17 protein-coding genes are annotated in these 26559 nt (G+C 72.7%); 11 read left to right on the forward strand and 6 right to left on the reverse strand.

Translation table 11 applies throughout. The features are described 5' to 3' along the window. Entirely contained in the window at positions 1–981 is a 981-nt protein-coding gene (locus ACSYGO_RS34915; RefSeq protein ID WP_432176552.1) for a winged helix-turn-helix transcriptional regulator, read from the reverse strand. Positions 982–1232: 251 nt separating this feature from the next. On the opposite strand from ACSYGO_RS34915, the gene ACSYGO_RS34920 reads away from it, so the two are divergent. From ACSYGO_RS34920 to ACSYGO_RS34930, 3 genes are all read left to right on the forward strand, one after another. After that, positions 1233–4931 (forward strand): S8 family peptidase, encoded by a 3699-nt coding sequence (locus ACSYGO_RS34920; RefSeq protein WP_460388958.1) that lies wholly within the window; start codon positions 1233–1235, stop codon positions 4929–4931. Between the two features lie 207 nt (positions 4932–5138). Next, positions 5139–6752, forward strand: coding sequence for a protein phosphatase 2C domain-containing protein (locus ACSYGO_RS34925; RefSeq protein ID WP_460388959.1), 1614 nt, complete (start codon positions 5139–5141; stop codon positions 6750–6752). A 62-nt stretch (positions 6753–6814) separates the two neighbouring features. Beyond that, positions 6815–8557 carry a pyruvate dehydrogenase gene (locus tag ACSYGO_RS34930; RefSeq protein ID WP_460388961.1) on the forward strand — a complete coding sequence of 581 codons (1743 nt, stop codon included), beginning with the start codon at positions 6815–6817 and terminating at the stop codon, positions 8555–8557. Between the two features lie 98 nt (positions 8558–8655). Here ACSYGO_RS34930 and ACSYGO_RS34935 read toward each other — a convergent pair whose 3' ends face one another. Next, on the reverse strand, positions 8656–11673 hold the full coding sequence (locus ACSYGO_RS34935; RefSeq protein ID WP_460388962.1) for an alpha-mannosidase: 3018 nt from the start codon (positions 11671–11673) through the stop codon (positions 8656–8658). Positions 11674–11889: 216 nt separating this feature from the next. Between ACSYGO_RS34935 and ACSYGO_RS34940 the strand changes: the two genes are divergently transcribed. Then, positions 11890–12345 carry an ATP-binding protein gene (locus ACSYGO_RS34940; protein ID WP_426682587.1) on the forward strand — a complete coding sequence of 152 codons (456 nt, stop codon included), beginning with the start codon at positions 11890–11892 and terminating at the stop codon, positions 12343–12345. Between the two features lie 75 nt (positions 12346–12420). On the opposite strand, the gene ACSYGO_RS34945 is transcribed toward ACSYGO_RS34940, so the two are convergent. Next, positions 12421–13461 carry a DUF2637 domain-containing protein gene (locus ACSYGO_RS34945; RefSeq protein ID WP_426682588.1) on the reverse strand — a complete coding sequence of 347 codons (1041 nt, stop codon included), beginning with the start codon at positions 13459–13461 and terminating at the stop codon, positions 12421–12423. A gap of 313 nt (positions 13462–13774) precedes the next feature. Beyond that, the gene (locus ACSYGO_RS34950; protein ID WP_460388963.1) at positions 13775–14656 is read right to left on the reverse strand and encodes a (2Fe-2S)-binding protein; all 882 of its coding nucleotides are present in this window, start codon (positions 14654–14656) and stop codon (positions 13775–13777) included. A gap of 156 nt (positions 14657–14812) precedes the next feature. Here ACSYGO_RS34950 and ACSYGO_RS34955 point away from each other — a divergent pair, with 156 nt between their 5' ends. Both ACSYGO_RS34955 and ACSYGO_RS34960 read left to right on the forward strand, forming a co-directional pair. Beyond that, entirely contained in the window at positions 14813–15727 is a 915-nt protein-coding gene (locus ACSYGO_RS34955) for a GntR family transcriptional regulator (protein WP_460388964.1), read from the forward strand. A gap of 146 nt (positions 15728–15873) precedes the next feature. Beyond that, on the forward strand, positions 15874–16191 hold the full coding sequence (locus ACSYGO_RS34960) for a hypothetical protein (RefSeq protein ID WP_460388966.1): 318 nt from the start codon (positions 15874–15876) through the stop codon (positions 16189–16191). 427 nt (positions 16192–16618) lie between these two features. Here the strand turns inward: ACSYGO_RS34960 and ACSYGO_RS34965 are convergent, their stop codons facing one another. Both ACSYGO_RS34965 and ACSYGO_RS34970 read right to left on the reverse strand, forming a co-directional pair. Beyond that, positions 16619–17392 (reverse strand): hypothetical protein, encoded by a 774-nt coding sequence (locus ACSYGO_RS34965; protein ID WP_426682592.1) that lies wholly within the window; start codon positions 17390–17392, stop codon positions 16619–16621. A 135-nt stretch (positions 17393–17527) separates the two neighbouring features. Beyond that, positions 17528–19201 (reverse strand): PucR family transcriptional regulator, encoded by a 1674-nt coding sequence (locus tag ACSYGO_RS34970; RefSeq protein WP_426682593.1) that lies wholly within the window; start codon positions 19199–19201, stop codon positions 17528–17530. Positions 19202–19605: 404 nt separating this feature from the next. Between ACSYGO_RS34970 and ACSYGO_RS34975 the strand changes: the two genes are divergently transcribed. The 5 genes from ACSYGO_RS34975 to ACSYGO_RS34995 all read left to right on the forward strand — a co-directional run bounded on the left by ACSYGO_RS34975 (position 19606) and on the right by ACSYGO_RS34995 (position 26425). Then, on the forward strand, positions 19606–20496 hold the full coding sequence (locus tag ACSYGO_RS34975) for an FAD binding domain-containing protein (RefSeq protein WP_432176264.1): 891 nt from the start codon (positions 19606–19608) through the stop codon (positions 20494–20496). After that, the gene (locus ACSYGO_RS34980) at positions 20496–21104 is read left to right on the forward strand and encodes a (2Fe-2S)-binding protein (protein ID WP_426682595.1); all 609 of its coding nucleotides are present in this window, start codon (positions 20496–20498) and stop codon (positions 21102–21104) included. The genes ACSYGO_RS34975 and ACSYGO_RS34980 overlap by 1 nt, the downstream gene beginning before the upstream one ends. 4 nt (positions 21105–21108) lie before the next feature. Beyond that, positions 21109–23502, forward strand: coding sequence for a xanthine dehydrogenase family protein molybdopterin-binding subunit (locus ACSYGO_RS34985; protein ID WP_426682596.1), 2394 nt, complete (start codon positions 21109–21111; stop codon positions 23500–23502). Between the two features lie 269 nt (positions 23503–23771). Continuing rightward, complete coding sequence (locus tag ACSYGO_RS34990) at positions 23772–25229, forward strand: NCS2 family permease (RefSeq protein WP_426682597.1); 1458 nt, start codon at positions 23772–23774, stop codon at positions 25227–25229. A gap of 44 nt (positions 25230–25273) precedes the next feature. Continuing rightward, positions 25274–26425: an XdhC family protein gene (locus tag ACSYGO_RS34995; RefSeq protein ID WP_426682598.1), complete on the forward strand. Its 1152-nt coding sequence runs from the start codon at positions 25274–25276 to the stop codon at positions 26423–26425. Positions 26426–26559 lie beyond the last annotated feature (134 nt).

Here is a 26559-nt window from a genome sequence, read left to right on the forward strand (position 1 = left end):
TCAGTCCCGCGCCACCCAGCCCCGCTCGTAGGCGTGCCAGCCGAGCTGGAGCCGTGTCGTCACCCCCGTCAGCTCCATCAGCCGCTTCACCCGGCGCTGCACGGTCCGCAGCCCCAGATCCAGCTGCTTGGCGACGCTCGCGTCGGTGAGCCCGGCGAGCAGCAGCGACAGGATCTCCAGGTCCGTGCCGTCCGGTCCGTCGGGTTCCTGCTCCAGCACGCCTCGGCTGCCGATCCGCAGGGGCAGCGCGTCCCGCCACACCGAGTCGAAGAGCCCGGACAGCAGCTCCAGCAGCCCGCTCGCGTGCACGACCAGCGCGGAGGGCTCCGCCGTGTTCGAGGTGAGGGGGACCATCGCGAGCGCCCGGTCGGCGATGACCAGCTTCGTCGGGACCTGGTCCACCACCCGTACCTGTTCGTCCCGGCCGAGCGCGGCGGACAGCTCGGTGATCCCGGTCGGCATGTCGAGGACCGCCCGCTCGACGACCACCCGGTAACCGACACCCCGCCCGGCGGCCTGCTCCTCGGCGTCGTTGTCCATGCCGGAGACGGCCACGGGGTTCCCGGTGACCAGCGCGCACACCTCCTCGCTCGCCCCCAGCTGGAGCTGCAGGAAGCGCTGGGAGACCGCTGCCGCGCCGATCACCACCTCGACCAGGTCGTGCACGGCGGGCTCCGCGGCCTGCGCACGGTACTCCTCGGCGAGCAGTGCGGCCGCCAGCTCCGCCTTGTCCAGCTCGTGCCGCTGCTGGGTGAGCAGGGCGCCGAGCGCGACACCCGGCGGCGCGGCGACCCAGCGCCCGGGCCGGGCCGACGACTGCGCCGCCAGACCGTGCCGCTCCAGCCGGCGCAGGGCGCGCTCCGTGTCGTACTCGCCGAGTGTGAGCCGTCGCGCGAGATCGGGCACGTCGGCGGCGCCCACGGACACGAGCGCCCGGTAGGCCGACTCGTGCGTCTCGTCCAGACCTATCGCTCCCAGCATGCGGCGAAGTCCCTCCCCGAGGATGCGTTCCGGCCGGTCGGTGGCGTCCATGGCGGGAAACAGCCACGGCGCAAACCCGCCTGGGCACATCATCGCCGCACCACCCGCCTCTCTGCCAAGCTCACGCCACCGCAGCATCAACCACCGCCCGTAATGCCCTCCTTGGGCCTTCTTGGCCTGCGCGGACACGGCCTCACCGGTTCGTCCGGGCGCCGGCGGACACGGGTGGAGCGATCTTGGGGAGTGGGATTTTGGGGAAGACGACCGTCCGTACGGCACTGGGCGCGGCGACCGCCGCCGTCCTCGCCGTCACGGCAGCCGTGCCCGCAGGGGCCGCACACGACACGAAGAAGCCGCTGACCGGAAGCGGGGCCGCCGCCTCGGGTGCCGTCGTCACGCTCGTCACCGGCGACCGCGTCCTGGTGACGAAGGACGGGGCGACCGCCCTTCCCGGCGACGACGGCACCACTCCCTTCACACAGACCCGCCGGTCCGGCGAGGACCTGTACGTCTATCCCGCGGGAGCCGTCGCCGCCGTCGCCGCCGGACGCGTGGACGAGGAACTCTTCAACGTCACCGGCCTGGTCCGGCAGGGCTACGACGACGCCCACAGCGCGACCCTGCCGCTGATCGCCACGTACCGGGCGTCGGCCGCCCGCGCGGTCCCGGCCACGCCGCGCGGCGCCGAACGAGGTGTCGCCCTCGAACCGATCGACGGCGTCGCGCTCAAGGCCGACAAGAAGCAGGCCGCGGACTTCTGGGCCGACATCACGAACTCCCGCTCCCGCGCGGCGGGCGGGCTGAAGAAGCTGTGGCTCGACGAGAAGGTCCGGGCCACCCTGGACCGCTCGACCCGGCAGGTGCACGCCCCCGAGGCGTGGGCCGCGGGCTACGACGGCAAGGGCACCAAGGTCGCCGTCCTGGACACCGGTGTCGATGCCGAACACCCCGATCTCAAGGGCCGGATCACCGCCTCGGAGAACTTCACGGACTCGCCGGACACGAGCGACCGCCAGGGGCACGGCACGCACACCACGTCCACCGTGGGCGGCACGGGCGCGGCGAGCGACGGCAGGAAGAGGGGTGTCGCCCCCGGCGCCGACCTGCTGAACGGCAAGGTCCTCAACGACTCGGGCTCCGGCGCGGAGTCGTGGATCATCGCCGGCATGCAGTGGGCCGTCGACCAGGGCGCCGACGTCGTCTCGATGAGCCTCGGCAACCCGGCCCGCACCGACTGCACCGACCCGATGAGCGCGGCCACGCAGCAACTCGCCGAGTCCAGTCGCGACACGCTCTTCGTCATCGCGGCCGGCAACACCGGACCGGCCCTCGACTCGGTCTCCTCGCCCGGCTGCGCGCCCGGCGTCCTCACCGTCGGCGCCGTCGACCGTGACGACTCCACGGCGTCCTTCTCCAGCCGCGGCCCGGCCTACGGCTCGCACACGCTGAAGCCGGAGATCACCGCGCCCGGTGTGGGTATCTCGGCCGCCAACGCGGGCGGCCGCGGCGTCTACGCCTACCAGTCCATGAGCGGCACGTCGATGGCCACCCCGCACGTGGCGGGCGCCGCCGCGATCGTCAAGCAGCGCCACCCCGACTGGGACGCGCAGCAGATCAAGGCCGCCCTCGTCTCCTCCGCGGACACCGGCATCCCCGGCGACGTCCGCGAGACCGGCGGCGGACGGCTCGACGTCAAGGCCGCGATCGACCAGACCGTGCTGGGCGCGCCCGCCGTGCAGGGCGGCAGCTTCGCCTGGCCGCAGGACACCGGCGACCGCACGACCGTCTCGGTTCCCTACACCAACACGGTTGACAAGCCGGTGGAGCTGAAGCTTTCGGTCGGCCGCGTCACCGGCAACGACGGTTCCCCCGTGCGCTCGTCGGTCGCCCGGCTCGGCAGCCGCACGGTGACCGTCCCCGGCGGCGCCACCGTCGAGGTACCGCTCGCGCTCGACCCGAACGCGTCCCTGAGCCGCGCCCAGTACGGCGATGTCACCGGCCGTGTCCTCGCCACCGCCGACGGCGTCTCGGTCTCCACCCCCTTCTCCCTCTACGTCGAACCGGAGACCGTCACGCTGCGGGTCAAGCTCGTCGACCGGCTCGGCCGTCCCGCCACGTCCGGCTCGTCCGTCGACCTCATCGGCACCGACGACGCGAGCGGCGAGCGGCGCTTCAACGAGGGCGCGAACGACCAGACGTACCGCGTACGCCCCGGCAGCTACTTCCTCTCCAGCTTCATCGCCACCCCGGCGACCGCGGGAACCCTGATCGACTCCCTGTCCTACCTGGCCCGCCCGCAGCTGGAGATACGCAAGGACACCACCGTCGTCCTCGACGCCCGCAGCGCCCACCGGCTGAGCATCAGCACCGACAAGGAGTCCGAACTCCGCGGCGCCACCCTCGGGTTCGCCCGCTCCTGGGACGACACCTGGCTGCACGCCGGGACGGCCGCGGGCGGACGCTCGGTGCGCGGCTACTACGCCTCCGTCGAGGGCCGGGCGAGCGACGGCACCTTCGAGTTCGACAGCTTCTGGCGCGCCGCGGCCCCGCAGATCTCCGAACTCGCCGTCGTGGGCGGCCCGACGCTGCACCCCGTGACCGGTTCCACCAACTCCGCCAACCTCGACGGCACCGGACAGGCCCCTCTCGTGGACGCCAAGTCCGGTACGGCACAGGACCTCGCGGGCGCCAAGGGGAAGATCGCCCTCGTCAAGCTGCCGGACGGCGGGAGCGCCACGGCCGTCGCGTCGGCGGCGAAGGCGGCGGGCGCGCTGGCGGTCCTCGCCTACCGTGAGGCGCCCGGCCGCTGGTACCCCGCCACCGGCTTCACCGGCGGTCCGCTGCCCGTCCTCGCCGTACCCACCGAGGAGGCCGAGGCGCTGCTCGCCGCCGGTGACGTGACCCTGCGCTGGAAGGCCACCGCGAAGAGCCCGTACGTCTACAACCTGGCCTTCCCGGAGACGGGTCAGATCCGCGACGCCCGCACCTACCGGGTCCACGACCGCCAACTGGCCGCCACGAGTGCCACCTACCGCGCGGTGGGCACCGCCGCCGACTACGTCGACCTGCCCTCCGTCACCCGCCCGAACGGACTCGGCGGCTTCTTCGGCGACCTGGAGACCGTGCCCGCGCCCTTCAGCCGCACCGAGTACTACTCGGCCGGCACCACCGGCTGGGGACACCAGGTGTCCAGCAGCTTCCCCTGGGGCGAGTTCATGATCGACCCGGTGCGCAGCTACACGAAGGGCGAACGGCGGACCGAGGAGTGGTACGGCGGAGTCCTCTCGCCGACGGCACCCCTGGACTCCTCCGGAGAGCAGGCACTGGCCGCCGAACGGCAGGGCAACCTGATCGGCGTGGCTCCCGGATTCTGGGGCGACGCCCAGCACCAGGGAATCCAGGGCGGGTTCGGTGACATCGGCTCCATGCAGCTGCAGCGCGACGGCGAGACGATCGGCGAAAGCTCCGTCCCCTACGGGGTGTTCGAGGTCCCGGCCGACGACTCCGCGTACGCCCTCACCCTGCACACGATGAAGATCGGCTCGCGCGTCTGGCACCGCTCCCCGCAGACCGTCACCACCTGGTCGTTCCGCTCGCACCTCGACGAGAACGCCTACTCGCAGGGCATCCCGCTGCTCTTCCCGCGCTACGGCCTGCCGGAGGACGGCCTGAAGACCCTGCCGGCCGAGGACGGTCAGCGCATCACGCTCACCGCGACCGGTCACGCGGGCTACCGGCCGGGCACGCTCACCTCGGCGAAGCTGTCGTACTCGTACGACGGCGGAGAGACCTGGAAGCAGGCCGCGACCACCCGCGACGGCGGCAGGTGGACCGCGACCGTCGATCACGGCGGAGCCCAGGGCGAGCAGGTCACCCTCAGGACCGAACTGACCGACAGCAACGGCAACTCGGTCGTCCAGACCGTGACCCGGGCCTACGACGTGCGCTAGGGGGTTTCGGCCCCGGTCACCACAACGCCGCCGGACGGTCCTCCCGTGGGGGGTGGGGCCGTCCGGCGGTCCGCTGTGCGCACGACCGCGCCCCGGTCGCAACACCGTTCGAGGCATCGTCCGACATGCCGTTCGACAGCCAGTCCCTTGGCCGGTTTTTCCGGATGCCCCGTTTTCATCCGGCCCCCGCGGTGGACAATTAGGGGCATGAGCCAGCAGGGGGAGAAGCCCACCGGTCATGAGGACGACTGGTGGAGGCAGTTGTACGACGACTCCACCGAGGACACGGGACCCGCCACCGCGGCCGATTCCCTGGACGACCGGTTCGCCTCGGCCGCCGGGACGGTCGAGCTGCGGTCCGGCACGGGACCGGACGCGCCCGTGGCGGACGTCCCGTCCCCGCCGGAGCGGCCCCCCGCGGTGCCCGGGCAGCGCGGTGACGGCCGCTCCCAGCCCGGCCGGTGGGAGCGCCACGACCCGCCCGCGGCACCTCCCGAAGCCGAGCCCCCGCTCCTGCGCGGCGGCCTCACCCGGGAGCCCGCCCCGTGGGAGCCCCCGCCCCCCGGACCCCCCGCACCCGCCGCCTTCCCGCCCGGACCCACCCCACCGGGGTTCCGCCCGCAGGAACCCGCGAGCGACGCCCGGCCGGAGGCGGGCGACCTCGGGTCCGGCCCCGCGCCGCTCGCGCAGGTACCCGCGTCGAGAACGCCCGCCGCCCCACCGCCCCCGCCTTCGTCCCCGCCGCCCGCACCCGCCGCGGTCCCGGAGGACGCCCCGCCCGCTGCCCCGGTACCGTCCGCCGCACCGGAGGAGACTCCCGCCCGGGAGACCGCCCTCGACCCACCCCCTGCGCCACCCTCCGTCGGGCACGTCGGCTCCGGCCCGCCCACCTATGCCGCCGAACCCACCGCGCTCCCGCCCGCCGACCCGGACGACCTCGGCGACCTCGTCGCCGACACGGTCCTGGACGGCGCCCGCTACGGGACCAGCACCCTGCGGGCCGTGTCCGCGCGCGGCGACTCCGCCCGCTACCGCGGCGAGCCACGCAGGGACTCGCTCCTCACCGCCCGCTTCGGGACGGGGGAACAGGCACTGGTCCTGGTGGCGATGGCGACCGGGGCGCGCGCCACCCCCGGCGCCCACCGGGCGGCCGCCGAGGTGTGCCGGTGGATCGGACAGGCCGTGGGCCGCAGCCACGCCCGGCTGGCCGAGGACATCCGGGCCGCCCGGCGCGGCGACCTGAAGTCCGGACTGCAGCGGCTCACCGACCGCAGCCTCGGCAGGCTCCGGGCGAGCGCGGCAGAGCAGGGCATCGAACCGGAGGAGTACACCGCCAGCCTGCGCTGCCTGCTGCTGCCCGCCGACCCGCACTGCCGCACCCGGGTGTTCTTCGGAGTCGGCGCAGGCGGACTGTTCCGGCTGCGGGACGGCGAGTGGCAGGACATCGAGCCGCGGGTCGCCGAGGCCACCGGCGAGCCCGTCGTCGGCTTCGGATCACTGCCCCACGAGACACCCGAGGGCGACCGGCTCACCATGGACCTGGGCATCACCACACCCCCGAGCCCCTACGAACCGGCCCCCGAGCCGCCGCGCGACCCGTTCCGCTTCCGCGCCTCGGTCGCCCGCCCGGGTGACACCCTGCTGCTGTGCAGCGCGGGCCTCGCGGACCCGCTGCGCGGCGAACCCGGACTCGCCGAACACCTGACGACGCGGTGGTCGGACGCAGAGCCGCCCGGTCTCGCCGCCTTCCTCGCCGACGCACTGGTACGGGTCAAGGGGTACGCCGATGACCGTACGGCCGCGGCCGTTTGGGAGGCGTAACAGCGCGCCGTGTGAATTCATGGACCCAAGGGATCCGAGGAACACAAAGGGGTGCGTGAGGCATGGCCAAGCAGAACGTCGCCGAACAGTTCGTCGACATCCTCGTCCGCGCGGGCGTCGAGCGCCTGTACGGGGTGGTCGGCGACAGCCTGAACCCGGTCGTCGACGCGATCAGGCGCAACTCCGCGATCGACTGGATCCACGTCCGGCACGAGGAGACGGCGGCGTTCGCCGCGGGCGCCGAGGCCCAGATCACCGGGAAGCTCACGGCCTGCGCCGGCTCCTGCGGCCCCGGCAACCTGCACCTCATCAACGGCCTGTACGACGCGCACCGCTCCATGGCCCCCGTCCTGGCCCTCGCCTCGCACATCCCCTCCAGCGAGATCGGTCTCGGCTACTTCCAGGAGACCCACCCCGACCGGCTCTTCCAGGAGTGCAGCCACTACAGCGAGCTGATCTCCAGCCCGAAGCAGATGCCCCGGGTCCTGCAGACCGCCATCCAGCACGCCGTCGGCCAGTCCGGCGTCAGCGTCGTCACGCTGCCCGGTGACATCGCCGACGAACCGGCCCCGGACAAGCCCGTCGAGACGGCGCTCGTCACCTCGCGGCCCAGCGTCCGCCCCGGCGACACGGAGATCGACAAGCTCGTCGCGATGATCGACGAGGCGGAGAAGGTCACCCTGTTCTGCGGCAGCGGCACGGCCGGCGCGCATGCCGAGGTCATGGAGTTCGCCGGGAAGATCAAGTCCCCGGTCGGGCACGCGCTGCGCGGCAAGGAATGGATCCAGTACGACAACCCGTACGACGTCGGCATGAGCGGACTGCTCGGCTACGGCGCCGCCTACGAGGCCACCCACGAGTGCGATCTGCTGATCCTGCTCGGCACCGACTTCCCGTACAACGCCTTCCTGCCCGACGACGTCAGGATCGCCCAGGTCGACGTGCGGCCCGAGCACCTGGGCCGGCGCTCCAAGCTGGACCTCGCGGTCTGGGGCGACGTGAAGGAGACCCTGCGCTGTCTGACCCCGCGCGTGAAGCCCAAGGGGAACCGGCGCTTCCTCGACAAGATGCTGAAGAAGCACGCGGACGCCCTCGAAGGAGTCGTCAAGGCGTACACCCGCAAGGTCGAGAAGCACGTGCCGATCCACCCCGAGTACGTCGCCTCGGTCCTCGACGAACTCGCCGACGAGGACGCGGTGTTCACCGTCGACACCGGCATGTGCAACGTCTGGGCCGCCCGCTACATCTCGCCCAACGGCAGCCGCCGTGTCATCGGTTCGTTCTCGCACGGCTCGATGGCCAACGCGCTGCCGATGGCGATCGGCGCGCAGTTCACCGACCGCAAGCGGCAGGTCGTGTCGATGTCCGGCGACGGCGGATTCACCATGCTGATGGGGGACTTCCTCACCCTCGTCCAGTACGACCTGCCGGTGAAGGTCGTCCTCTTCAACAACTCCTCGCTGAGCATGGTCGAGCTGGAGATGCTGGTCGCCGGACTGCCCTCGTACGGCACCTCGAACAAGAACCCCGACTTCGCGGCGGTGGCCCGCGCCTGCGGGGCGTACGGCGTCCGCGTCGAGAAGCCGAAGCAGCTCGCCGGTGCCCTGAAGGACGCCTTCAGCCACAAGGGCCCGGCTCTCGTCGACATCGTCACCGACCCCAATGCCCTCTCCATCCCGCCGAAGATCAGCGCGGAGATGGTGACGGGCTTCGCGTTGTCGGCGTCGAAGATGGTGCTCGACGGAGGCGTCGGACGGATGGTGCAGATGGCCCGCTCGAACCTGCGCCACGTGCCGCGGCCGTAGGCTCCGCCCCGGCTGCCCGTGCCTGCGGGTCCCCTCGACGGCTGAGGGGGCTCGCAGGCGAGCAGGGCACCGACGGCACGGAGCGAGCGCCGGCGCGGCTACGCCGGGCGCAGCCGCAGGGTCAGGATCTGGAACGGCCTCAGGGTGAAGGGTCCCGTCGTCTCGTGGAGCGGCCGTTCCAGCAGGTCCGTCACCTCGGTACGAGCCACGGGGAAGCCGGCCGTCAGCTCGCAGCGCGCCCGGCCGCCCCGGGACTCGTACAGCCGCACCACCACATCGCCGCTGCGGTCCTCGGCGAGCTTGACCGACTCGACGGTGACGGCCGGATCGTCGACACTCACCAGGGGAGCGAGTGCCGGCGTCCCGGCCACGCGGAGCGGCAGATTGAGCGCTAGTCCCTCCGCGACGGCGTCACCCACCTCCGCACCGGGCAGCAGCGCGTACGTGAACCGGTGGGTGCCGAGATCGGTCTCGGGGTCCGGGCTGTGCGGGGCGCGCAGCAGCGTCAGCCGCACGGTCGTGCCGAGACCGTCCTCGTGCGCGCAACGGGTCACGTCATGGCCGTACGTCGAGTCGTTGAGGACGGCCACGCCGTACCCGTCCTCGGCGACCCGCAGCCACCGGTGGGCGCAGATCTCGAACCGGGCCGCGTCCCAGCCGGTGTTGGCGTGGGTGGGACGGTGGACATGGCCGAACTGGATCTCGGCGGCGGAGCGTTCGGCGTGCACGTCGAGGGGGAAGGCGGCCTTGAGGACCTTCTCCGACTCCCGCCAGTCGACCTCGGTCACCACGTCCAGCCTGCGGGCCGCCGCCGTCAGCCGGATGTCCTGGACGATCCGGGAGCTGCCGAAGGCGCGGGTGACCCGCACGACGGCCCGCAGCGGTCCGCTCTCCACGAGTTCCACCGACTCGGCGTCGGTCAGGTCCGTGCGGGTGCGCCGGTAGTGCCGGTCGATGTCCCAGGCGTCCCAGGCGTTGGGGTGGTCGGGGTGGAGCTGCAGCAGATTGCCGGGACCGCACAGGACTTCCCGGCCGCGCGCGAGGTCCCGTACGGAGGTGAGCAGGCCGTCCCGGTCGATCCGCACCCGCAGCCACTCGTTCTCCAGCACGATCGAGTCGTCCGACCGCTCGGCCCGGACCCGGGCGTTCGCCGGGTCCGCCGTGTCCGGCACCGCGGCGCTCCCCAGTCCGGGCACGGTCACCAGCGCGTCCCCGACGACTTCCGTCCGCTCGTACGGCGAGGCGTTCAGCGCGGCGGGCGCGCCGGAGCCCAGTGCCCGCACCGCCCCGGCGGTCAGCTCGTCCACCTCGGTCAGCACCCGCGCGTACGTCTCCCGCGCCTCGCGGTGCACCCAGGCGATCGACGAGCCGGGCAGGATGTCGTGGAACTGGTGCAGCAGCACGGTCTTCCACAGCCGGTCGAGCACGTCGTACGGATAGGCGTACGACGGTTCGCGCACGGCGGCTGTCGCGCACCACAACTCGGCCTCGCGCAGCGCGTGTTCGGAGCGCCGGTTGCCCTGTTTCGTCTTCGCCTGCGTGGTGTAGGTGGCCCGGTGGAGTTCCAGGTACAGCTCGCCCGACCACACGGGCGCGTGGGCCCCGTACTCCTCCTCGGCCGCCGCGAAGAACGCCGAGGGCCGCTCGATCTCGACGCGCGGCGAGCCCTCCAGGGAGCGCAGCCGCCGCGCCTTCTCCAGCATCTCGCGGGTCGGACCACCGCCGCCGTCGCCCCAACCGAACGGCACGAGCGACCGGGTGGCCCGGCCCTTCTCGGCGAAGTTGCGTTCGGCGTGGGCGAGTTCACGGCCGTGGAACTGCGAGTTGTAGGTGTCGACGGGCGGGAAGTGGGTGAAGACACGGGTCCCGTCGATGCCCTCCCACCAGAACGTGTGGTGCGGCATCCGGTTGGACTGGTTCCAGCTCAGCTTCTGGGTGAGGAACCAGCGGACGCCCGCGAGCTTGGCCAGCTGCGGGAAGGCGGCCGTGTAGCCGAAGGAGTCCGGCAGCCAGATCTCCTCGGTCTCGACGCCGAGCTCCTCCCGGAAGAACCGCTTGCCGTGCACGATCTGCCGGGCCAGCGCCTCGCCGCCGGGCATGTTGGCGTCCGACTCCACCCACATGGAGCCGACCGGCGCCCAGTTCCCCTCCTCCACGGCCTTCTTGATGCGCTCCCAGATGTGCGGCTGGTGCTCCTTCACCCAGGCGTACTGCTGGGCCTGCGAGCACGCGAACACCAGCTCGGGATAGTCACCGGCCAGCGCGGTGACGTTGGCGAAGGTGCGGGACGCCTTGCGGACCGTCTCGCGCAGCGGCCACAGCCACGCCGAGTCGATGTGGGCGTGCCCGGTCGCCGAGATCCGGTGCGCGCTCGCCGACGCGGGCCGGGACAGCACCTCCGTGAGCGCGGCGCGGGCCGCGGGCGCCGTGCCGGGCACGTCGTGCAGGTCCAGGACGTCCAGCATGTCCTCCAGCGCCCGCAGGATCTCGTGCCGCCGCGGCCGGCCCGCGTCCAGTTCGTGCATCAGCTCCGAGAGCACCTCGATGTCGAGGACGAGCCGCCACACGTCGGGGTCGAGTACGGCGAGATCGGCAGCCGCGAATCGGTAGACGGGCCCATCGCCTGCGGTCAGCACGTCCCCGAGGTGCGTAGGCTCGAAGCCGTGCAGGACCGCCGGGTTGGCCGCCGCCTCCAGCAGGAGGTGCACGGCCTCGCCTCCCCTCGCGGGCGCACCGACCGTCAGGTGCCGGTTGCGGGGGTGGATCCCCTTCAGGGGGATGCCGGCGGCGTCGTACAGGAGCCCCTCCGCCTGGAAGCCGGGGCCGTCACCCGTGAACCCGGGGTCGACGACCACCTCGACGTGCCGGCCCGCCCATTCCTCGGGCACCCGGCCCTCGACGCGGAACCAGCTCGTCGACCAGGGCTTTCCCCAGAGCGTGCCGGTGGTGAAGGGCTCGTAGGCGGCCTGGAGCGCCTGGTCGACGGGGACCGGCTCGCCGGGCACGTGCCACACGGACAGGGCGAGCGGGACCCGGTGGGTGTACTGCGCCGGGCGCAGGAACTGCCGCAGCGCGCGCTCCAGGCGCGCCTCCACCAGCGAACGGTCGTCGTGCACGGCGGCTCCTCGGCGCTCGGACGGCTCTGTCCCGAGTGTCCCTTCCCCGCGTGAACACCGCGCACCCGCGCCGCCCCGGCGGGTGGTTGAGGATTCGACATGACTGCCGCGTTCCCGCCTGGGCATGGATCCCCGTGAACGTGTTCGAGCTGGAGGGGAACCGACATCGGCACGCAGGCGGGGGTCATGAAGAGGCAGGCACGAGGAGGTGGTCCCATGGCCATGGGGGCCTCCTCCGCCAAGGCAGTGGAGGAAGCGGCCGACGGGGCGGGCGACGGGGAGGACGGCGCGCAGCTCAGGCGCCGGCTGAGCAGGGCGGACCTGCGGGCGGTGCCCGAGGTGCGCAGGGCTCTGCGGGAGCTGTTACGGCACTGGGGCGGGCCGGGATGCTCCGAGATAGCCGAGCTGCTGACCAGCGAGCTCGTCACCAACGCCCTCATCCACACCGACCGCGACGCGGTCCTGACGGCCACCGTCGGTCCCCGCGGACTCCGCGTCGAGGTCCGGGACTTCGTCGGACGCAGGCCCAGGCTGCGGTTACCGGACGCCGGCGACGGTACGCACGGCAGAGGCCTGGTCCTCGTCCAGTCCCTGGCCGACGCCTGGGGGGTACGGGCGCACGGCGTGGGCAAGGCGGTGTGGTTCGAACTGGACGGCGGCGCGGTGTCGTAGACACCGCGCCGCCGTGGTGTGTCCGGGCCCGGCCGGGATCCGGCCGGGCCGGCCGGATCGTGCGGACCGGGGACCTCAGCCGAACTGCTGCTCGAGATCCTTCAGCTTGCGCTCCAGCGAGTCGAGCCGCGGCAGGGCCATCGTGTCGTCCTCCGCGGTGAGGTCGACGGTGATCGGCTCAGTGCTCTTGCGGACGGGAGTGAGGGACGGCCGTGAGCGCACGGGCAGCTGCTCCGCGGTGGATATGGCAGGCTCCGCGGAGGCCTGGCCCGGCGCCCGCTCCACCGTCGCGGTCTCCAGCTCCCGGCCGCCGCCGCGGCCGGCCAGCCCTCGGTGGCCCCGGCTGAGCGCCTTGAGGTGAGCGCGCTCGACCCGCTCCTGCTCCCGGCGGCGCAGCCGGTTCTGCTCCTTCTGACGCCGGTCCTCGCGGACCTCCTCGACGGCCTCGTCCAGGCTGCGGACGTTCTCCAGGAGCATCAGCGACCAGGCGCCGTACGTCTCCCGGGGCGCGCGCAGCCAGCGGACGATACGGATCTGCGGCAGCGGACGCGGGACCAGGCCCTGCTCGCGCAGCGCGGCCCGCCGGGTCTGCTTCAGCGCGCGGTCGAACAGCACCGCGGCCGACAGGGACATGCCCGCGAAGAACTGCGGGGCGCCCGCGTGGTCGATGCCCCGGGGAGCGTGCACCCAGTTGAACCAGGCCGCGGCACCCGCGAACGTCCACACGAGTATCCGGGAGCCGAGCGCCGCGTCACCGTGGCTGGCCTCCCGCACCGCGAGCACGGAGCAGAACATCGCCGCGCCGTCCAGGCCGAACGGGACGAGGTACTCCCAGCCGTTGGAGAGGCCGAGGTTCTGCTGGCCGAAGCCGACCAGGCCGTGGAAGGACAGCGCCGCCGCGACCGCGGCGCAGCAGAACAACAGCACGTAGGAGGCCGTGCCGTAGATGGCCTCCTTGCGCCTGCGACGCTCCTCGCTGCGCTCCCACGAGTCGTCGCTGCTCGCGCTCTCCCCGGACCGTTTGCCGCGCGCGAGCACCGCCACCGCCGCCAGCAGTCCCAGGAGCAAGACGCCGCCCGGAAGCAGCCAGTTCAGCGATATGTCGGTCAATCTCATCTGGGGTCCCTTGCATTGGGATAGGGCGTAACGCCCGCCATGGTGGCCCAATCCCGTCAGCCCTCAGGGGGTTTCGGGGCAAGAGGCCGCCAAGGGAGTGCAAGGGGATGCGCAGGGCGGCGTTCTGCTCGAACTGCCGTGCGAGGGACGGGAGTTGAGTGCGAATAAGATTACCCGTACGGATGGTTCGACGGAAAGTTCCTGCGGCAGGTGAGGAAGTTGTGAATCGACTGCGATCCGCGGGGCTTCACCGTGCGGGAGGTCGTCGGAGTTGATCTTAGGGCACTCGCGCGCCGCTCCCGTCCGGGACGGCTCAACCGGCCGCGGCCGCCGCCGACTTGGCCACCCGGTCCGCGTCGCAGGTGCGCGGGCAGGTGGTGCAGGTGTCCTCCGGGCGCAGCGTGTAGAAGAAGCAGCAGGTCACCCGGTCGCGGGTGGGCAGGGACTCGCCGTTCGGGCCGGTCAGCTCGCGGAACGCGGCGGAGCCGGCGTACGGCTGGGTCGACCCCGGCAGCAGCAGCTCCAGCTCGCGCATCGCCCGCCGCTCCTCGCCGAGCAGGTGGGCGATGTACCAGAGCCCCTCGACGACCTCGTCGGTGGCCATGCCCCACAGCGCCCGGCCGCGCCGCCGCATGCGGGGGCCGAAGCCGCCGAGGACCGGCTCCAGGTGCTCGGCCACCGCCGCCCGCACCTCCGCGCGCAGCGCCTCCTCGTCGGGGACGACCCGCGCGCCCGGAAGTCCGGCCGCGGGGTCGCCGGGCAGGCAGGCGAACGTCGAGACGCGGACGGCCATGCTGCCGAGCGTGCGCTCGTATGTGACGTCCTCCACAGCGAAGCGGGGGACGCGGCGCCGCAGGAACCACGGCACGGTGATCAGCAGACAGGCCGGCCAGGCGTACCGGTGCAGCCCGAAGCCGGCCACGACGTCGGGGCGCCCCCGCTGTCCGTAGTCCCGCATCACCTGCTCCTCGTCCCATGCGAGGAAGGCGTCGAGGTCGGTCCCGCCCGCCGCCAACCCCGCTGCGCAGACCCATCCCTCGCCCGACGGCGCCGCCTCGCCGGCGCTCAGCTCGCGGACGCTCAGCCCGGAGAAGACCTCGGTCAGCCGGGCGTACGCGTCCCCGACGGCCGACGGTCGCCCGGGGGCGGCCGGGGCGTCCGTGGCCGCTCCGTCGGACAGGGCGGTAGTGGGCATGCGGGACCATCCGCTTCACGATCGTTAGCAGGTAAACCTTACCTTACCCGTCAATTCGGGTGTTTGAACTGAGGCCATGTGCGCCTATGGTGCTTGACGGACGGGTAACAACCGCCGCAATGACCCCCAAGTACCACCAAGCCCGGAGGAGGATCCGTGGAGCAGTCCGGTCCGCGCAGCGCGCACGGCTCCGCAGGCGCGAGGACCCCGGACATCCGTACGGGGGCCGTCCGGGTGCCCGCACAGCCGACGGCTGCGGACATGGACCGGGGCACGGGCAGGGAGCGGACGCGGGGCGGGTTCCCCGACGGTGCCGTGCCCGGTGCGGGCGCAGGTGCCGCCCGGGACGTGACCGGACCCGAGGCCGGGGGCCCGGCCCGCGCCCGCGGCGAGCACACGCACAGCGAGCCGCCCCTCCCGCGCCCGCGGGTCGAGGGCGTCCGACCCGTCGTGCAGCGCTCCTCCGTGCGCGGGCAGATCCTGGACGCCCTGCGCACCGCGCTCGTCGCGGGCGAGCTCGCCCCGGGGGAGGTGTACTCGGCACCCGTGCTCGGCGAGCGGTTCGGGGTGTCGGCGACCCCCGTGCGGGAGGCGATGCAGCAGCTCGCCCTGGAGGGCGCCGTCGAGGTCGTCCCCAACCGGGGCTTCCGGGTCGTCGAACGCGGCACCCGGGAACTCGGCGAGCTCGCCGAGGTCCGCGCCCTGATCGAGGTGCCGGTGATGCTGCGCCTCGCGCGCACCGTGCCCGCCGGGCGCTGGGCGGAGCTGCGCCCCCTCGCCGAGGCCACCGCGCGCGCCGCGTCGTCCGGCTGCCGCGCCACCTACGCCGAGTCCGACCGGGCCTTCCACCGTGCGGTGCTGGCGCTGTCCGGGAACAGCCAACTGGTGCAGATCGCCGACGACCTGCACCGGCGCGCCCAGTGGCCGCTCGTCGGCGGTCCCGTCTCCCGGGGCCGCGCCGACCTGATCGCCGACGCGGCCGAACACACCGCCCTCCTCGACGCGTTGATCGCCGAGGACCTGCCGGTCGTGCAGTCGCTGGTGCGCGAGCACTTCGCCGGGGCGTCCTGACCCCACCGGCAGGCGCCCTTCCCCTCCCGCATGTCACGGAGCGGTATCCGCCGCGCAACACACCGTGACGCCGGGAACCCGGCGCGCGGCGCGGGCGTGGCCCCCGGTACACGGCGAGAGCCGGACCGACACCGGGGGAGATTCCGATGCCCGACCCGTCCTGGATGGCCCAGCAGCAAGCCCAGCAGGCCGCGCAGCAGATCCACCAGAACCACGTACGCAGCCACCGCGAGATGCACGACATGGCCCACGCCCACGCGCGCCACTCCGGGGCGCCCCATCCGCACCGCCCCGTGCCGCACCGCCCGGTGCCGTACGGCGGCGGCCGGAGCGGCGGACTGCGCGGCCTCCTCACCCTCCTGGTGATCGTGGGCGTGGTCGTCTACGTGGCCCGCGACCCCGAACTCCGCACCACGGTCCAGGAGTTCGCCCGCACCCTGCTGGCGCGCGCCCAGAGCGGCTGACGCAGGGGCGGACGCGCACGGCGGCCTGTTCGCCGGTCCGTGTCCGGAGCGGGCCGCCCCGCGGACGCGCGTACTCGGCGACCTCGTGCGCCGGGCCCCGCCCGGACCGGGCGAGCTCGCCGGCGTGCGGTCGCGTACGGCGGCTTGTTCGCCGGTCCGTGTCCGGAGCGGGCGAGCCCGGTGGCGGGCGCCCCGGCGGGATGTTCGTCGGTCGGTCACCGGGAGCGGGCCGATCCCTGGGCGGGTGCACGCGACTGCCTGTTCGCCGGTCCGCGTCCGGAGCGGGCCGCCCCGCGGACGCCCGCACCCGGCGACCTTGTGCGCCGGGCCCCGCCCGGACCGGGCGAGGCCCGGCGGCGGGCGGGGCGGGCCGTCTGTCGTCCCGGCCGCCCGGAGCGGGCGAACCCGCTGACGAGGACGCCGGTGGTCAGGCCGTGGCCGCCGGTGGGGCCAGTTGGCGGGCCAGCCAGGTCGGGACGCCGCCGAGCAGACGGAACAGGCGGCCCGCCTCCGCGCGCAGGCGCGACGCCTCCGGTTCGGCCTCGGCGTCCGCCAGTGACGCCAGGGCGGGAGCCGTGCCCACGAGGTAGCCCAACTCCTCGCGGATCCGCAGTGATTCCGCGAACCCGTGCCGCGCCTCGGCCAACTCGCCGTCCCGCAGGGCGAGTCCGGCCAGATGCCGCCAGGTGAAGGAGAGCAGCAGCGGATCGTCGTGCGCCACCGCGCCCGCGTGCGCGCGCCGGTAGGCGGCGCGGGCGGCCTGCGGGGAGCGCGCCAGGTTCTCGGCGAGCAGTCCGCGCCGGAAGTCCAGCAGGGCCCGGCCCCGGGCCCCGGGCGCGAGCAGCGCGGCGGCCCGGCCGAGCGCGGCCCGCGCCTCGTCCGCCCGGTCGCGCACGCCGAGCAGAGTCGCCGCGTACGCGAGCTGCCCCCGCTCACAGGCCGCCGCACCGCGCTCGTCGTCGCTCTGCGCGATCGCCTCCGCGGTCCGCAGCGCGTCCTCCGCCTCGGCCCAGCCCTGTTCGGTGTACAGGCACCGTTCGACGAGCAGCGACGCCCGCTGGAGCGCCGCCTCCGCGGTGTGCGGCTGGAGCAGCGCGGCCGCGTCGGCCCAGCAGGCTCGCGAGCGCAGCCGCCATACCGCGGTCTGGAGTGGATCGTCCCCTGCAGTCGTTCCGTGACCAGACATGGCGGTATGCGCCACGTTGCCCTCCCCGAGCACACCATTGAGCTGTTGAGTGGTGGCATCTCAGCACGGATCGCGGGGCCCGGCCAAGAGGGTGGGTGAAGGATTTCACAAAGTCATAGGTGTTCGGCCGCCGCCGGCGGCCGTCGCGCGTCAGCTCATGCGCAGTGCCAGGAAGAAGTCCAACTTGTCCTCCAGGCGGGACAGATCACGACTCGTCAACTGTTCGATCCGGCCGACGCGGTAGCGCAGTGTGTTGACGTGCAGGTGCAGACGGGTGGCGCAACGGGTCCAGGAACCGTCGCAGTCCAGGAACGCCTCCAGGGTGGGGATCAGCTCGGCGCGGTGCCGGCGGTCGTAGTCCCGCAGCGGGTCCAGGAGCCGGGCGGTGAAGGCGCGGCGCACGTCGTCCGGCACGAAGGGCAGCAGAAGCACGTGCGAGGCCAGCTCCTGGTGCCCGGCCGCGCAGACCCGGCCGGGACGCGCGGCGGCGACCCTGCGGGCGTGCCGGGCCTCCTCCAGCGCCCCGCGCAGACCCTCCGCCGAGTGCACGGCGGCGCTGACGCCGAGGGTGACCCGCCCGTCGTCGTCGAGGCCGGCGGACAGCGGATCCCGCACCGCAGCCAGGAGGGAGTCGGCGAGCAGTCCCTCCTCGGATCCGTCGTGCTCGGCGGACACCGCCGGGAGCGGGACGAGCGCGATGGCCTCATCGCCCGTATGGGCGACCGCTATCCGGTCGGAGTGCTCGGGGCCGGCGGACAGCGGGTCGACGAGGATCTCCTCCAGCAGCGACTGGGCGACCGGACCGCCCTCGATCTCGCCGCCCTCCCACTCGACGCGCGCCACGACCACCTGCCAGTGCGGGGCGGCGCCGAGGCCGGGCAGCAGGACCGGTGCCGCGACCCGCAGCCGCGCCGCGATCTCGGCCGGCGCCGCCCCCGTCTGCACCAGCTCCAGCACCTCCTGCGCGAGCCGCCGCCGTACGGTGCGTGCCGCGTCGCGCCGGTCCCGCTCCACCGCGATCAGCTGGGTGACCCCCTGGAGCAGGTCGAGCCGCTCCTCGGGCCAGTCCCCGGCGTCCGCCTCGACGGCGAGCAGCCAGTCGGAGAGCACGGTCTCGCGCACGTCCCGCGAGGCGCCGGAGGACCGCCCGGACGCGCGGATCGGGAAGAGCGAGTACGTGGTCGTGCCGACCGTCACCCGGTGCGGGCCGCGGCGGCCGGTGCGGGCCGCGGCCAGGTGCGCGGCGGCCAGCTCGGCGCACACGTCGGCCGGCAGGGCCGCCCCCGAGACCTTCGATCCGGCGATGGGCCGCCCGGTGGGCGACAGGACCCAGGCCCGCAGGTCCAGGTCGCTGCCGAGCAGGTCGAGGACCACGTCGGGGCCGCCGCCGGCCGGGCCGGACGTCATCATCCGCCGGTGCCGGTCCACCACGGCCGCCAGGTCCCCGGCCCGCTCGCCCGAGACCTGGCGCACGACGTGCTCGGTGATCGTCGCGAAGGCCACCGACTCGTTCACCGCGAACAGCGGCAGCCGGTGCCGGGCGCAGGCCAGGACCAGGTCGTCCGGCACGTCGCCCAGCTCCGCCTCACCGGCGGCGAGGGCGGCGACTCCGGCGCCGGCGAGGATGCGTACGAAGGACTCGGAGTCGGCGGCACCGTGCCGCCAGGCGAGGCCGGTGAGGACCAGCTCGCCGCCCGAGAGGTACCGGCTGGGGTCCTTGAGGTCCGTGGTCATCACGCCGCGTACCGCGCGGTCCAGCTCGTCCTCGCCGCCGAGCAGCCGCAGGCCCAGCGCGTCGGTGTCCAGCAGTGCGCGCAGCCGCATTCTCGTCGCCGCCGTTCTGTGTCTCGAAATCTACGATGGTTCTGTGGCGAGGACCCTCGTGGGTCGCCCCCCTCGGGAGCGGGGGCACGGGTCCTCAGGACGGTGGCCGTGGCCGCCGTGTGGCCGTGTCCTGGGCTTTCGTGAGCGGTGCTCCTTGATTCCCAGGTCGTGCCGGATGTTTCCAGAGGAAAGCGAAGAGGTTACTGATGACCTCCGTTCATACGAATCTACAAGATGAGCTCCCTGGCCAGCCAACTCCTTCATGGTTTCGGTGACTGACCCCGGTGCGGGACGGCGCTGTGTACTGGCCCCACTCCGCGTTAACAACTCATGAACGAGCCGGGCCCGCCGCACACGATCTGGCTTGAACAGAACGACCCACGATACGAAGAAGAGAGCCACTCATGGACTTCCTTCGCCCCGCCAGCTGGGAGGAGGCGCTCGCCGCCAAGGCTGAGCACCCCACCGCTGTGCCGATTGCGGGTGGCACCGATGTGATGGTCGAGATCAACTTCGACCACCGCCGGCCCGAGTACCTCCTGGATCTCAACCGCATCGGCGAGCTGAGCGAGTGGGAGGTCGGCGAGGAGAGCGTGCGCCTGGGCGCCTCCGTTCCGTACACCCAGATCATGGAGCACCTGCGCGGCGAGCTTCCCGGCCTGGCGCTGGCCTCCCACACGGTGGCCTCCCCGCAGATCCGCAACCGCGGCGGCGTCGGCGGCAACCTCGGCACCGCCTCCCCGGCCGGCGACGCCCACCCCGCGCTCCTCGCGGCAGGCGCCGAGGTCGAGGTCGAGTCGGTACGCGGCTCCCGCCTCATCCCGATCGACGAGTTCTACACCGGTGTGAAGCGCAACGCGCTCGCCGCCGACGAACTGATCCGCGCCGTCCACGTCAAGAAGGCCGACGGCCCCCAGCAGTACTCGAAGGTCGGCACCCGCAACGCCATGGTCATCGCGGTGTGCGCCTTCGGCCTCGCCCTGCACCCGCGGACCCGCACGGTCCGCACCGGCATCGGCTCCGCGGCACCGACCCCGGTCCGCGCGAAGACCGCCGAGGACTTCCTGAACGCGGCGCTCGAAGAGGGCGGCTTCTGGGACAACGGAAAGATCATCACCCCGTCGGTCGCCAAGCAGTTCGCGGACCTGTGCTCCGCCGCCTGCAACCCGATCGACGACGTCCGGGGCACGGCGAGCTACCGCCGCCACGCGGTCGGCATCATGGCCCGCCGCACCCTGACCTGGACCTGGGAGTCGTACCGCGGCACCGCCGCCGCCACGGAGGGAGTCGCGTAATGCGCGTCAATTTCACGGTCAACGGCCGTCCACAGGAGGCCGACGACGTCTGGGAGGGCGAGTCGCTCCTCTACGTCCTGCGCGAGCGCCTGGGCCTGCCCGGCTCCAAGAACGCCTGTGAGCAGGGAGAGTGCGGTTCCTGCACGGTCCGCCTCGACGGTGTGCCGGTGTGTTCGTGTCTGGTCGCCGCCGGCCAGGTCGAGGGCCGCGAGGTCGTCACGGTCGAGGGGCTCGCCGACTTCGCCAAGCAGCGTGCGGAGCACGGTGGTTGTGCGACCGGCGCCTGCGGATCCGCCGAGAAGGGCGGGACGTCGCTCGACGCGGCGAAGCAGTGGGCGGCCAAGGGCCACGACTCGCAGACCGGCGAGGGCGTCGAACTCTCGCCCGTCCAGGAGGCGTTCATCGACGCCGGTGCCGTCCAGTGCGGTTTCTGCACCCCGGGCCTGCTGGTCGCCGCCGACGAGATGCTGGAGCGCAACCCGAACCCGAGCGACGCGGACATCCGTGAGGCGCTGTCGGGCAACCTGTGCCGCTGCACGGGCTACGAGAAGATCATGGACGCCGTCCGGCTCGCCGCCGCGCGCCAGTCCGAGCCCGAGGGGGTCTGACGCCATGGCCGACACACGTACCACCGGCATCCCGTCCAAGGTGACCCAGGGGTCGCAGACCAAGGGCGGCATCGGGGAGTCCACCCTCCGCCCGGACGGCACCCTCAAGGTCACCGGCGAGTTCGCCTACTCGTCCGACATGTGGCACGAGGACATGCTGTGGGGGCAGATCCTGCGCTCCACGGTCGCCCACGCCGAGATCGTGTCGATCGACACCTCCGAGGCCCTCGCACAGCCGGGCGTCTACGCCGTCATGACGTACGACGACCTGCCGACCGCCGTGAAGAACTACGGCCTGGAGATCCAGGACACCCCGGTCCTCGCGCACGGCAAGGTCCGCCACCACGGCGAGCCCGTCGCGATCGTCGCCGCCGACCACCCGGAGACCGCGCGCCGCGCCGCCGCGAAGATCAAGGTCGAGTACCGCGAACTGCCCGTCGTCACGGACGAGGCGTCCGCGACCGCGCCCGACGCGATCCTCATCCACGAGAACCGCGACGACCACCACATCGGCCACGTCCCGCACCCGAACATCGTGCACCGTCAGCCGATCATCCGCGGCAACGCCGACGAGGCCGCCGAGAAGGCCGACTTCGTCGTCAAGGGCGAGTACACCTTCGGCATGCAGGACCAGGCCTTCCTCGGCCCGGAGTCCGGCCTCGCGGTGCCGGGCGAGGACGGCGGTGTCGACCTCTACATCGCCACCCAGTGGCTCCACTCCGACCTGCGCCAGATCGCCCCGGTCCTCGGCCTGCCCGAGGACAAGGTCCGGATGACGCTCTCCGGCGTCGGCGGCGCCTTCGGCGGCCGCGAGGACCTGTCGATGCAGATCCACGCCTGCCTGCTGGCGCTGCGCACCGGCAAGCCCGTCAAGATCGTCTACAACCGGTTCGAGTCCTTCTTCGGACACGTCCACCGGCACCCGGCGAAGCTCTACTACGAGCACGGCGCCACCAAGGACGGCAAGCTCACGCACATGAAGTGCAGGATCGTCCTGGACGGCGGCGCCTACGCGTCGGCCTCCCCGGCGGTCGTCGGCAACGCCTCCTCGCTGAGCGTCGGCCCGTACGTGATCGACGACGTCGACATCGAGGCCATCGCGCTCTACACCAACAACCCGCCCTGCGGCGCCATGCGCGGCTTCGGCGCGGTGCAGGCGTGCTTCGCCTACGAGGCCCAGATGGACAAGCTCGCCGACGCGGTGGGCATGGACCGGGTCGAGTTCCGGCAGCTCAACGCCATGGAACAGGGCACGATCATGCCGACCGGGCAGCCGGTCGACTCGCCGGCCCCCGTCGCCGAACTGCTGCGCCGCGTCAAGGCGATGCCGCTGCCGCCCGAGCGCCAGTGGGAGAGCTCCGAGGGCGCCGACGTACGGCAGCTGCCCGGCGGCCTGTCCAACACCACGCACGGCGAGGGCGTCGTCCGCGGCATCGGCTACGCGGTCGGCATCAAGAACGTCGGCTTCTCCGAGGGCTTCGACGACTACTCGACCGCGAAGGTCCGCATGGAGGTCGTGGGCGGCGAGCCCGTCGCCACGGTCCACACCGCGATGGCCGAGGTCGGCCAGGGCGGCGTCACGGTCCACGCGCAGATCGCCCGCACCGAGCTGGGCGTCACCCAGGTGACCATCCACCCCGCCGACACACAGGTGGGCAGCGCCGGTTCGACGTCCGCGTCGCGCCAGACGTACGTCACCGGCGGCGCCGTCAAGAACTCCTGCGAGCTGGTGCGCGAGAAGGTCCTGGAGCTCGGCCGGCGCAAGTTCGGCACCTACCACCCCGCGTGGGCGACGGCAGAACTCCTCCTGGAGGGCGGCAAGGTCGTCACCGACGGCGGCGAGGTCCTCGCCGATCTGGCCGACGTGCTCGAAGGCGAGGCCGTCGAGGTCGAGGCCGAGTGGCGGCACCGTCCGACGGAGGCGTTCGACCTGCGCACCGGCCAGGGATTCGGGCACGTCCAGTACTCGTTCGCCGCGCACCGCGCCGTCGTCGAGGTGGACACCGAGCTCGGCCTGGTCAAGGTAGTCGAACTGGCCTGCGCCCAGGACGTCGGCAAGGCCCTCAACCCGCTGTCCGTCGTCGGTCAGATCCAGGGTGGCACCACCCAGGGCCTCGGCGTGGCGGTCATGGAGGAGATCATCGTCGACCCGAAGACCGCGAAGGTGCGCAACCCCTCCTTCACGGACTACCTGATCCCCACGATCCTCGACACGCCGACCATCCCCGTCGACGTGCTCGAACTCGCCGACGACCACGCCCCGTACGGGCTCCGTGGCATCGGCGAGGCACCGACCCTGTCGTCCACCCCGGCCGTCCTCGCGGCGATCCGGAACGCGACGGGTCTGCAGCTCGACCGGACACCGGTACGCCCCGAGCACCTCACGGGCACCGCGTAGGCACCGGGCAGGACTCTCCGGGCGGCGCAGGGAACGTCACACTTCGTCGCGCCGCCCGGAGTACTCAAGCGCCGCACCGCTCGCGGAACTTGAACCATCGGAAAGTGATCATCGTCAGTACCAGCAGCAGATCCTGATCGTTCGTCTCGGGCCGTCCCCCGGGTCGTGCGGCCGAAGCACCTTCCCAAATCCCACAGCCGCACGAGCGGTTGATCAGCCGTCAGGGCGGCTGTCTCGGGTGCCCCTTTGAACCTTGGGAGTAGGCCCACATGACCCAGCAGTCTCTGGAGCCGAAGACCGTCGCGGAGGACGCGGGCGCGGGTAGCCGCGTCCCGGCCGGACGGTCCTGGCTCGACCGGTACTTCCACATATCCCAGCGGGAGAGCTCGATCGCGCGCGAGGTGCGCGGCGGCGTCACCACCTTCATGGCGATGGCGTACATCCTGTTGCTCAACCCCCTCATCCTGTCCGGCAAGGACGCGGCGGGGGACACGCTCGGCCAGAAGGCCCTGATCACCGCGACCGCGTTCGCGGCGGCCTTCACCACGCTTCTGATGGGGTTCGCCGGCAAGGTGCCGCTCGCCCTCGCCGCCGGCCTCTCCGTCTCCGGTGTGCTCTCCTCGCAGGTCGCCCCGCAGATGACCTGGCCGCAGGCCATGGGCATGTGTGTGATGTACGGCGCCGTGATCATGCTCCTGGTCGTCACCGGCCTGCGCGAGATGATCATGAACGCGATCCCGTTGGCGCTGAAGCACGCGATCACCATGGGCATCGGTCTCTTTGTCGCCCTCATCGGCCTGGTGAAGGCCGGCTTCGTGCACCAGGGCAAGTCGACCCCGGTGACCCTCGGCCCGACCGGTGAACTCGCCGGCTGGCCGGTCCTGCTCTTCGCGGCGACCCTGCTCGCGATCTTCATGCTCCAGGCGCGCGGCATCCCCGGCGCGATCCTGATCGGCATCGTCGGCGGCACCGTGGTCGCCGTCGTCCTCAACGCCGCCGGCGTCATCGACCCCAAGCAGTGGGCCAGCGGCGCCCCCGAACTGCACGGCAGCGCCGTCTCGATGCCGGACTTCTCGCTCTTCGGCAAGGTCGAGTTCGGCGGCTGGGGCGAAGTGGGCGCGATGACGGTCGGCATGATCGTCTTCACCCTCGTGCTCGCCGGGTTCTTCGACGCGATGGCCACCATCATCGGCGTCGGCACCGAGGCCAAGCTCGCCGACGCCCAGGGCCGGATGCCGGGCCTGTCCAAGGCCCTGTTCATCGACGGCGCGGGCGGCGCGGTCGGCGGTGTCGCCGGCGCCTCCGGCCAGACGGTCTTCGTCGAATCGGCGACCGGTGTCGGCGAGGGCGCCCGCACGGGCCTCTCCTCCGTCGTCACCGGCCTGTTCTTCGCGGCCTGCCTGTTCTTCACCCCGCTCACGGCGATCGTCCCCGGCGAGGTCGCCGCGGCGGCCCTGGTCGTGATCGGCGCCATGATGATGATGAACGCCCGCCACGTGGACTGGGCCGACCGTGCCACCGCGATCCCGGTCTTCCTGACCGTCGTGATCATGCCCTTCACGTACTCGATCACCGCGGGAGTCGCGGCCGGCGTGATCTCGTACGTCGCCATCAAGATCGCCCAGGGCAAGGCCCGTGAGATCGGGGCGTTCATGTGGGGTCTGACGTTGATCTTCTTCGTCTACTTCGCCCTCAACCCGATCGAAAGCTGGATGGGCGTCCACTGACGCCCGGCCACCCACCACGCAACCGCTGTGAAGGAGACCGAGAGATGCTGGACATCGCCGAAGAGCTGCACCGGTGGGTCGAGCAGGGACGCGAATTCGCCGTCGCCACCGTCGTGGCCGTCGGCGGCAGCGCACCCCGCCAGCCGGGCGCCGCACTCGCGGTCGACTCCGACGGCACGGCGATCGGCTCGGTCTCCGGCGGTTGCGTGGAGGGCGCGGTCTACGAACTGTGCCGACAGGCCCTGGAGGACGGCGAGACCGTCCTCGAACGCTTCGGCTACAGCGACGACGACGCCTTCGCGGTCGGCCTGACCTGCGGCGGCATCATCGACATCCTGGTCACCCCGGTGCGCGCCGGCGACGCCGCCCGGCCGGTGCTGGCGGACGCGCTGGCCGCCGCCGCGGGCGGGCGGGCGGCCGCGGTGGCACGCGTCGTCTCCGGGCCCGCGGAACTGATGGGCCGCGCCCTGCTCGTACGCCCCGACGGCTCCTACGAGGGCGGCTTCGGCGCCCACCCCGAACTCGACCGCACCGTGGTGGGGGAGGCCGCCGCCCTGCTGGACGCGGGGCGCACCGGCACCCTGGAGATCGGGGAGCAGGGCTCCCGCTGCGGAGCACCGCTCACCGTGCTCGTCGAGTCCTCGGTGCCGCCGCCCCGCATGATCGTCTTCGGGGCGATCGACTTCGCCTCGGCCCTCGTCCGCATCGGCAAGTTCCTGGGCTACCGGGTGACGGTGTGCGACGCGCGCCCGGTCTTCGCGACGGCCACCCGCTTCCCCGAGGCGGACGAGATCGTCGTCGAGTGGCCCCACACCTACCTGGAGGGCACCGAGACCGACTCCAGGACGGTGCTCTGCGTGCTGACCCACGACGCCAAGTTCGACGTACCGCTGCTCCGGCTCGCCCTGCGGCGCCCGGTCGCCTACGTCGGCGCGATGGGGTCGCGCCGCACCCACCTGGAGCGCAACGACCGCCTGCGCGAGGTCGGCGTCACCGAACTGGAGCTGGCGCGGCTCAGGTCGCCGATCGGCCTGGATCTCGGCGCCCGCACACCGGAGGAGACGGCCCTGTCCATCGCCTCGGAGATCGTCGCCAACCGGCGTGGCGGCAGCGGCATTTCGCTGACCGGCGCGCACACGCCGATCCACCACGATGCGGCGTCGGTGTCCGCGACGCGGATCGGGTCGGTGGCCTGACCCGCCGTCGTGGCAGGTCACCGCTGGGGGAGAGGCACCCTGCCTATGGCCGGAGCCTTGTCCCGCGCGGGCCCGTCGCCCGGTGCGACGGGCCTTTCTCGTGCAGGCGTATTGACGCGAGCATGGCCTTCGAT

The organism is Streptomyces krungchingensis, assembly GCF_054729265.1.

Coding starts and splice junctions, on each gene's coding strand:
- ACSYGO_RS34970 (WP_426682593.1), bottom strand. CDS start 19,201: ATGCGGCTGCGCGCACTGCTGGACACCGACGCGCTGGGCCTGCGGCTG.
- ACSYGO_RS34950 (WP_460388963.1), bottom strand. CDS start 14,656: ATGCCCACTACCGCCCTGTCCGACGGAGCGGCCACGGACGCCCCGGCC.
- ACSYGO_RS34925 (WP_460388959.1), top strand. CDS start 5,139: ATGAGCCAGCAGGGGGAGAAGCCCACCGGTCATGAGGACGACTGGTGG.
- ACSYGO_RS34975 (WP_432176264.1), top strand. CDS start 19,606: ATGGACTTCCTTCGCCCCGCCAGCTGGGAGGAGGCGCTCGCCGCCAAG.
- ACSYGO_RS34985 (WP_426682596.1), top strand. CDS start 21,109: ATGGCCGACACACGTACCACCGGCATCCCGTCCAAGGTGACCCAGGGG.
- ACSYGO_RS34940 (WP_426682587.1), top strand. CDS start 11,890: ATGGCCATGGGGGCCTCCTCCGCCAAGGCAGTGGAGGAAGCGGCCGAC.
- ACSYGO_RS34945 (WP_426682588.1), bottom strand. CDS start 13,461: ATGAGATTGACCGACATATCGCTGAACTGGCTGCTTCCGGGCGGCGTC.
- ACSYGO_RS34915 (WP_432176552.1), bottom strand. CDS start 981: ATGCTGGGAGCGATAGGTCTGGACGAGACGCACGAGTCGGCCTACCGG.
- ACSYGO_RS34990 (WP_426682597.1), top strand. CDS start 23,772: ATGACCCAGCAGTCTCTGGAGCCGAAGACCGTCGCGGAGGACGCGGGC.
- ACSYGO_RS34980 (WP_426682595.1), top strand. CDS start 20,496: ATGCGCGTCAATTTCACGGTCAACGGCCGTCCACAGGAGGCCGACGAC.
- ACSYGO_RS34930 (WP_460388961.1), top strand. CDS start 6,815: ATGGCCAAGCAGAACGTCGCCGAACAGTTCGTCGACATCCTCGTCCGC.
- ACSYGO_RS34960 (WP_460388966.1), top strand. CDS start 15,874: ATGCCCGACCCGTCCTGGATGGCCCAGCAGCAAGCCCAGCAGGCCGCG.
- ACSYGO_RS34995 (WP_426682598.1), top strand. CDS start 25,274: ATGCTGGACATCGCCGAAGAGCTGCACCGGTGGGTCGAGCAGGGACGC.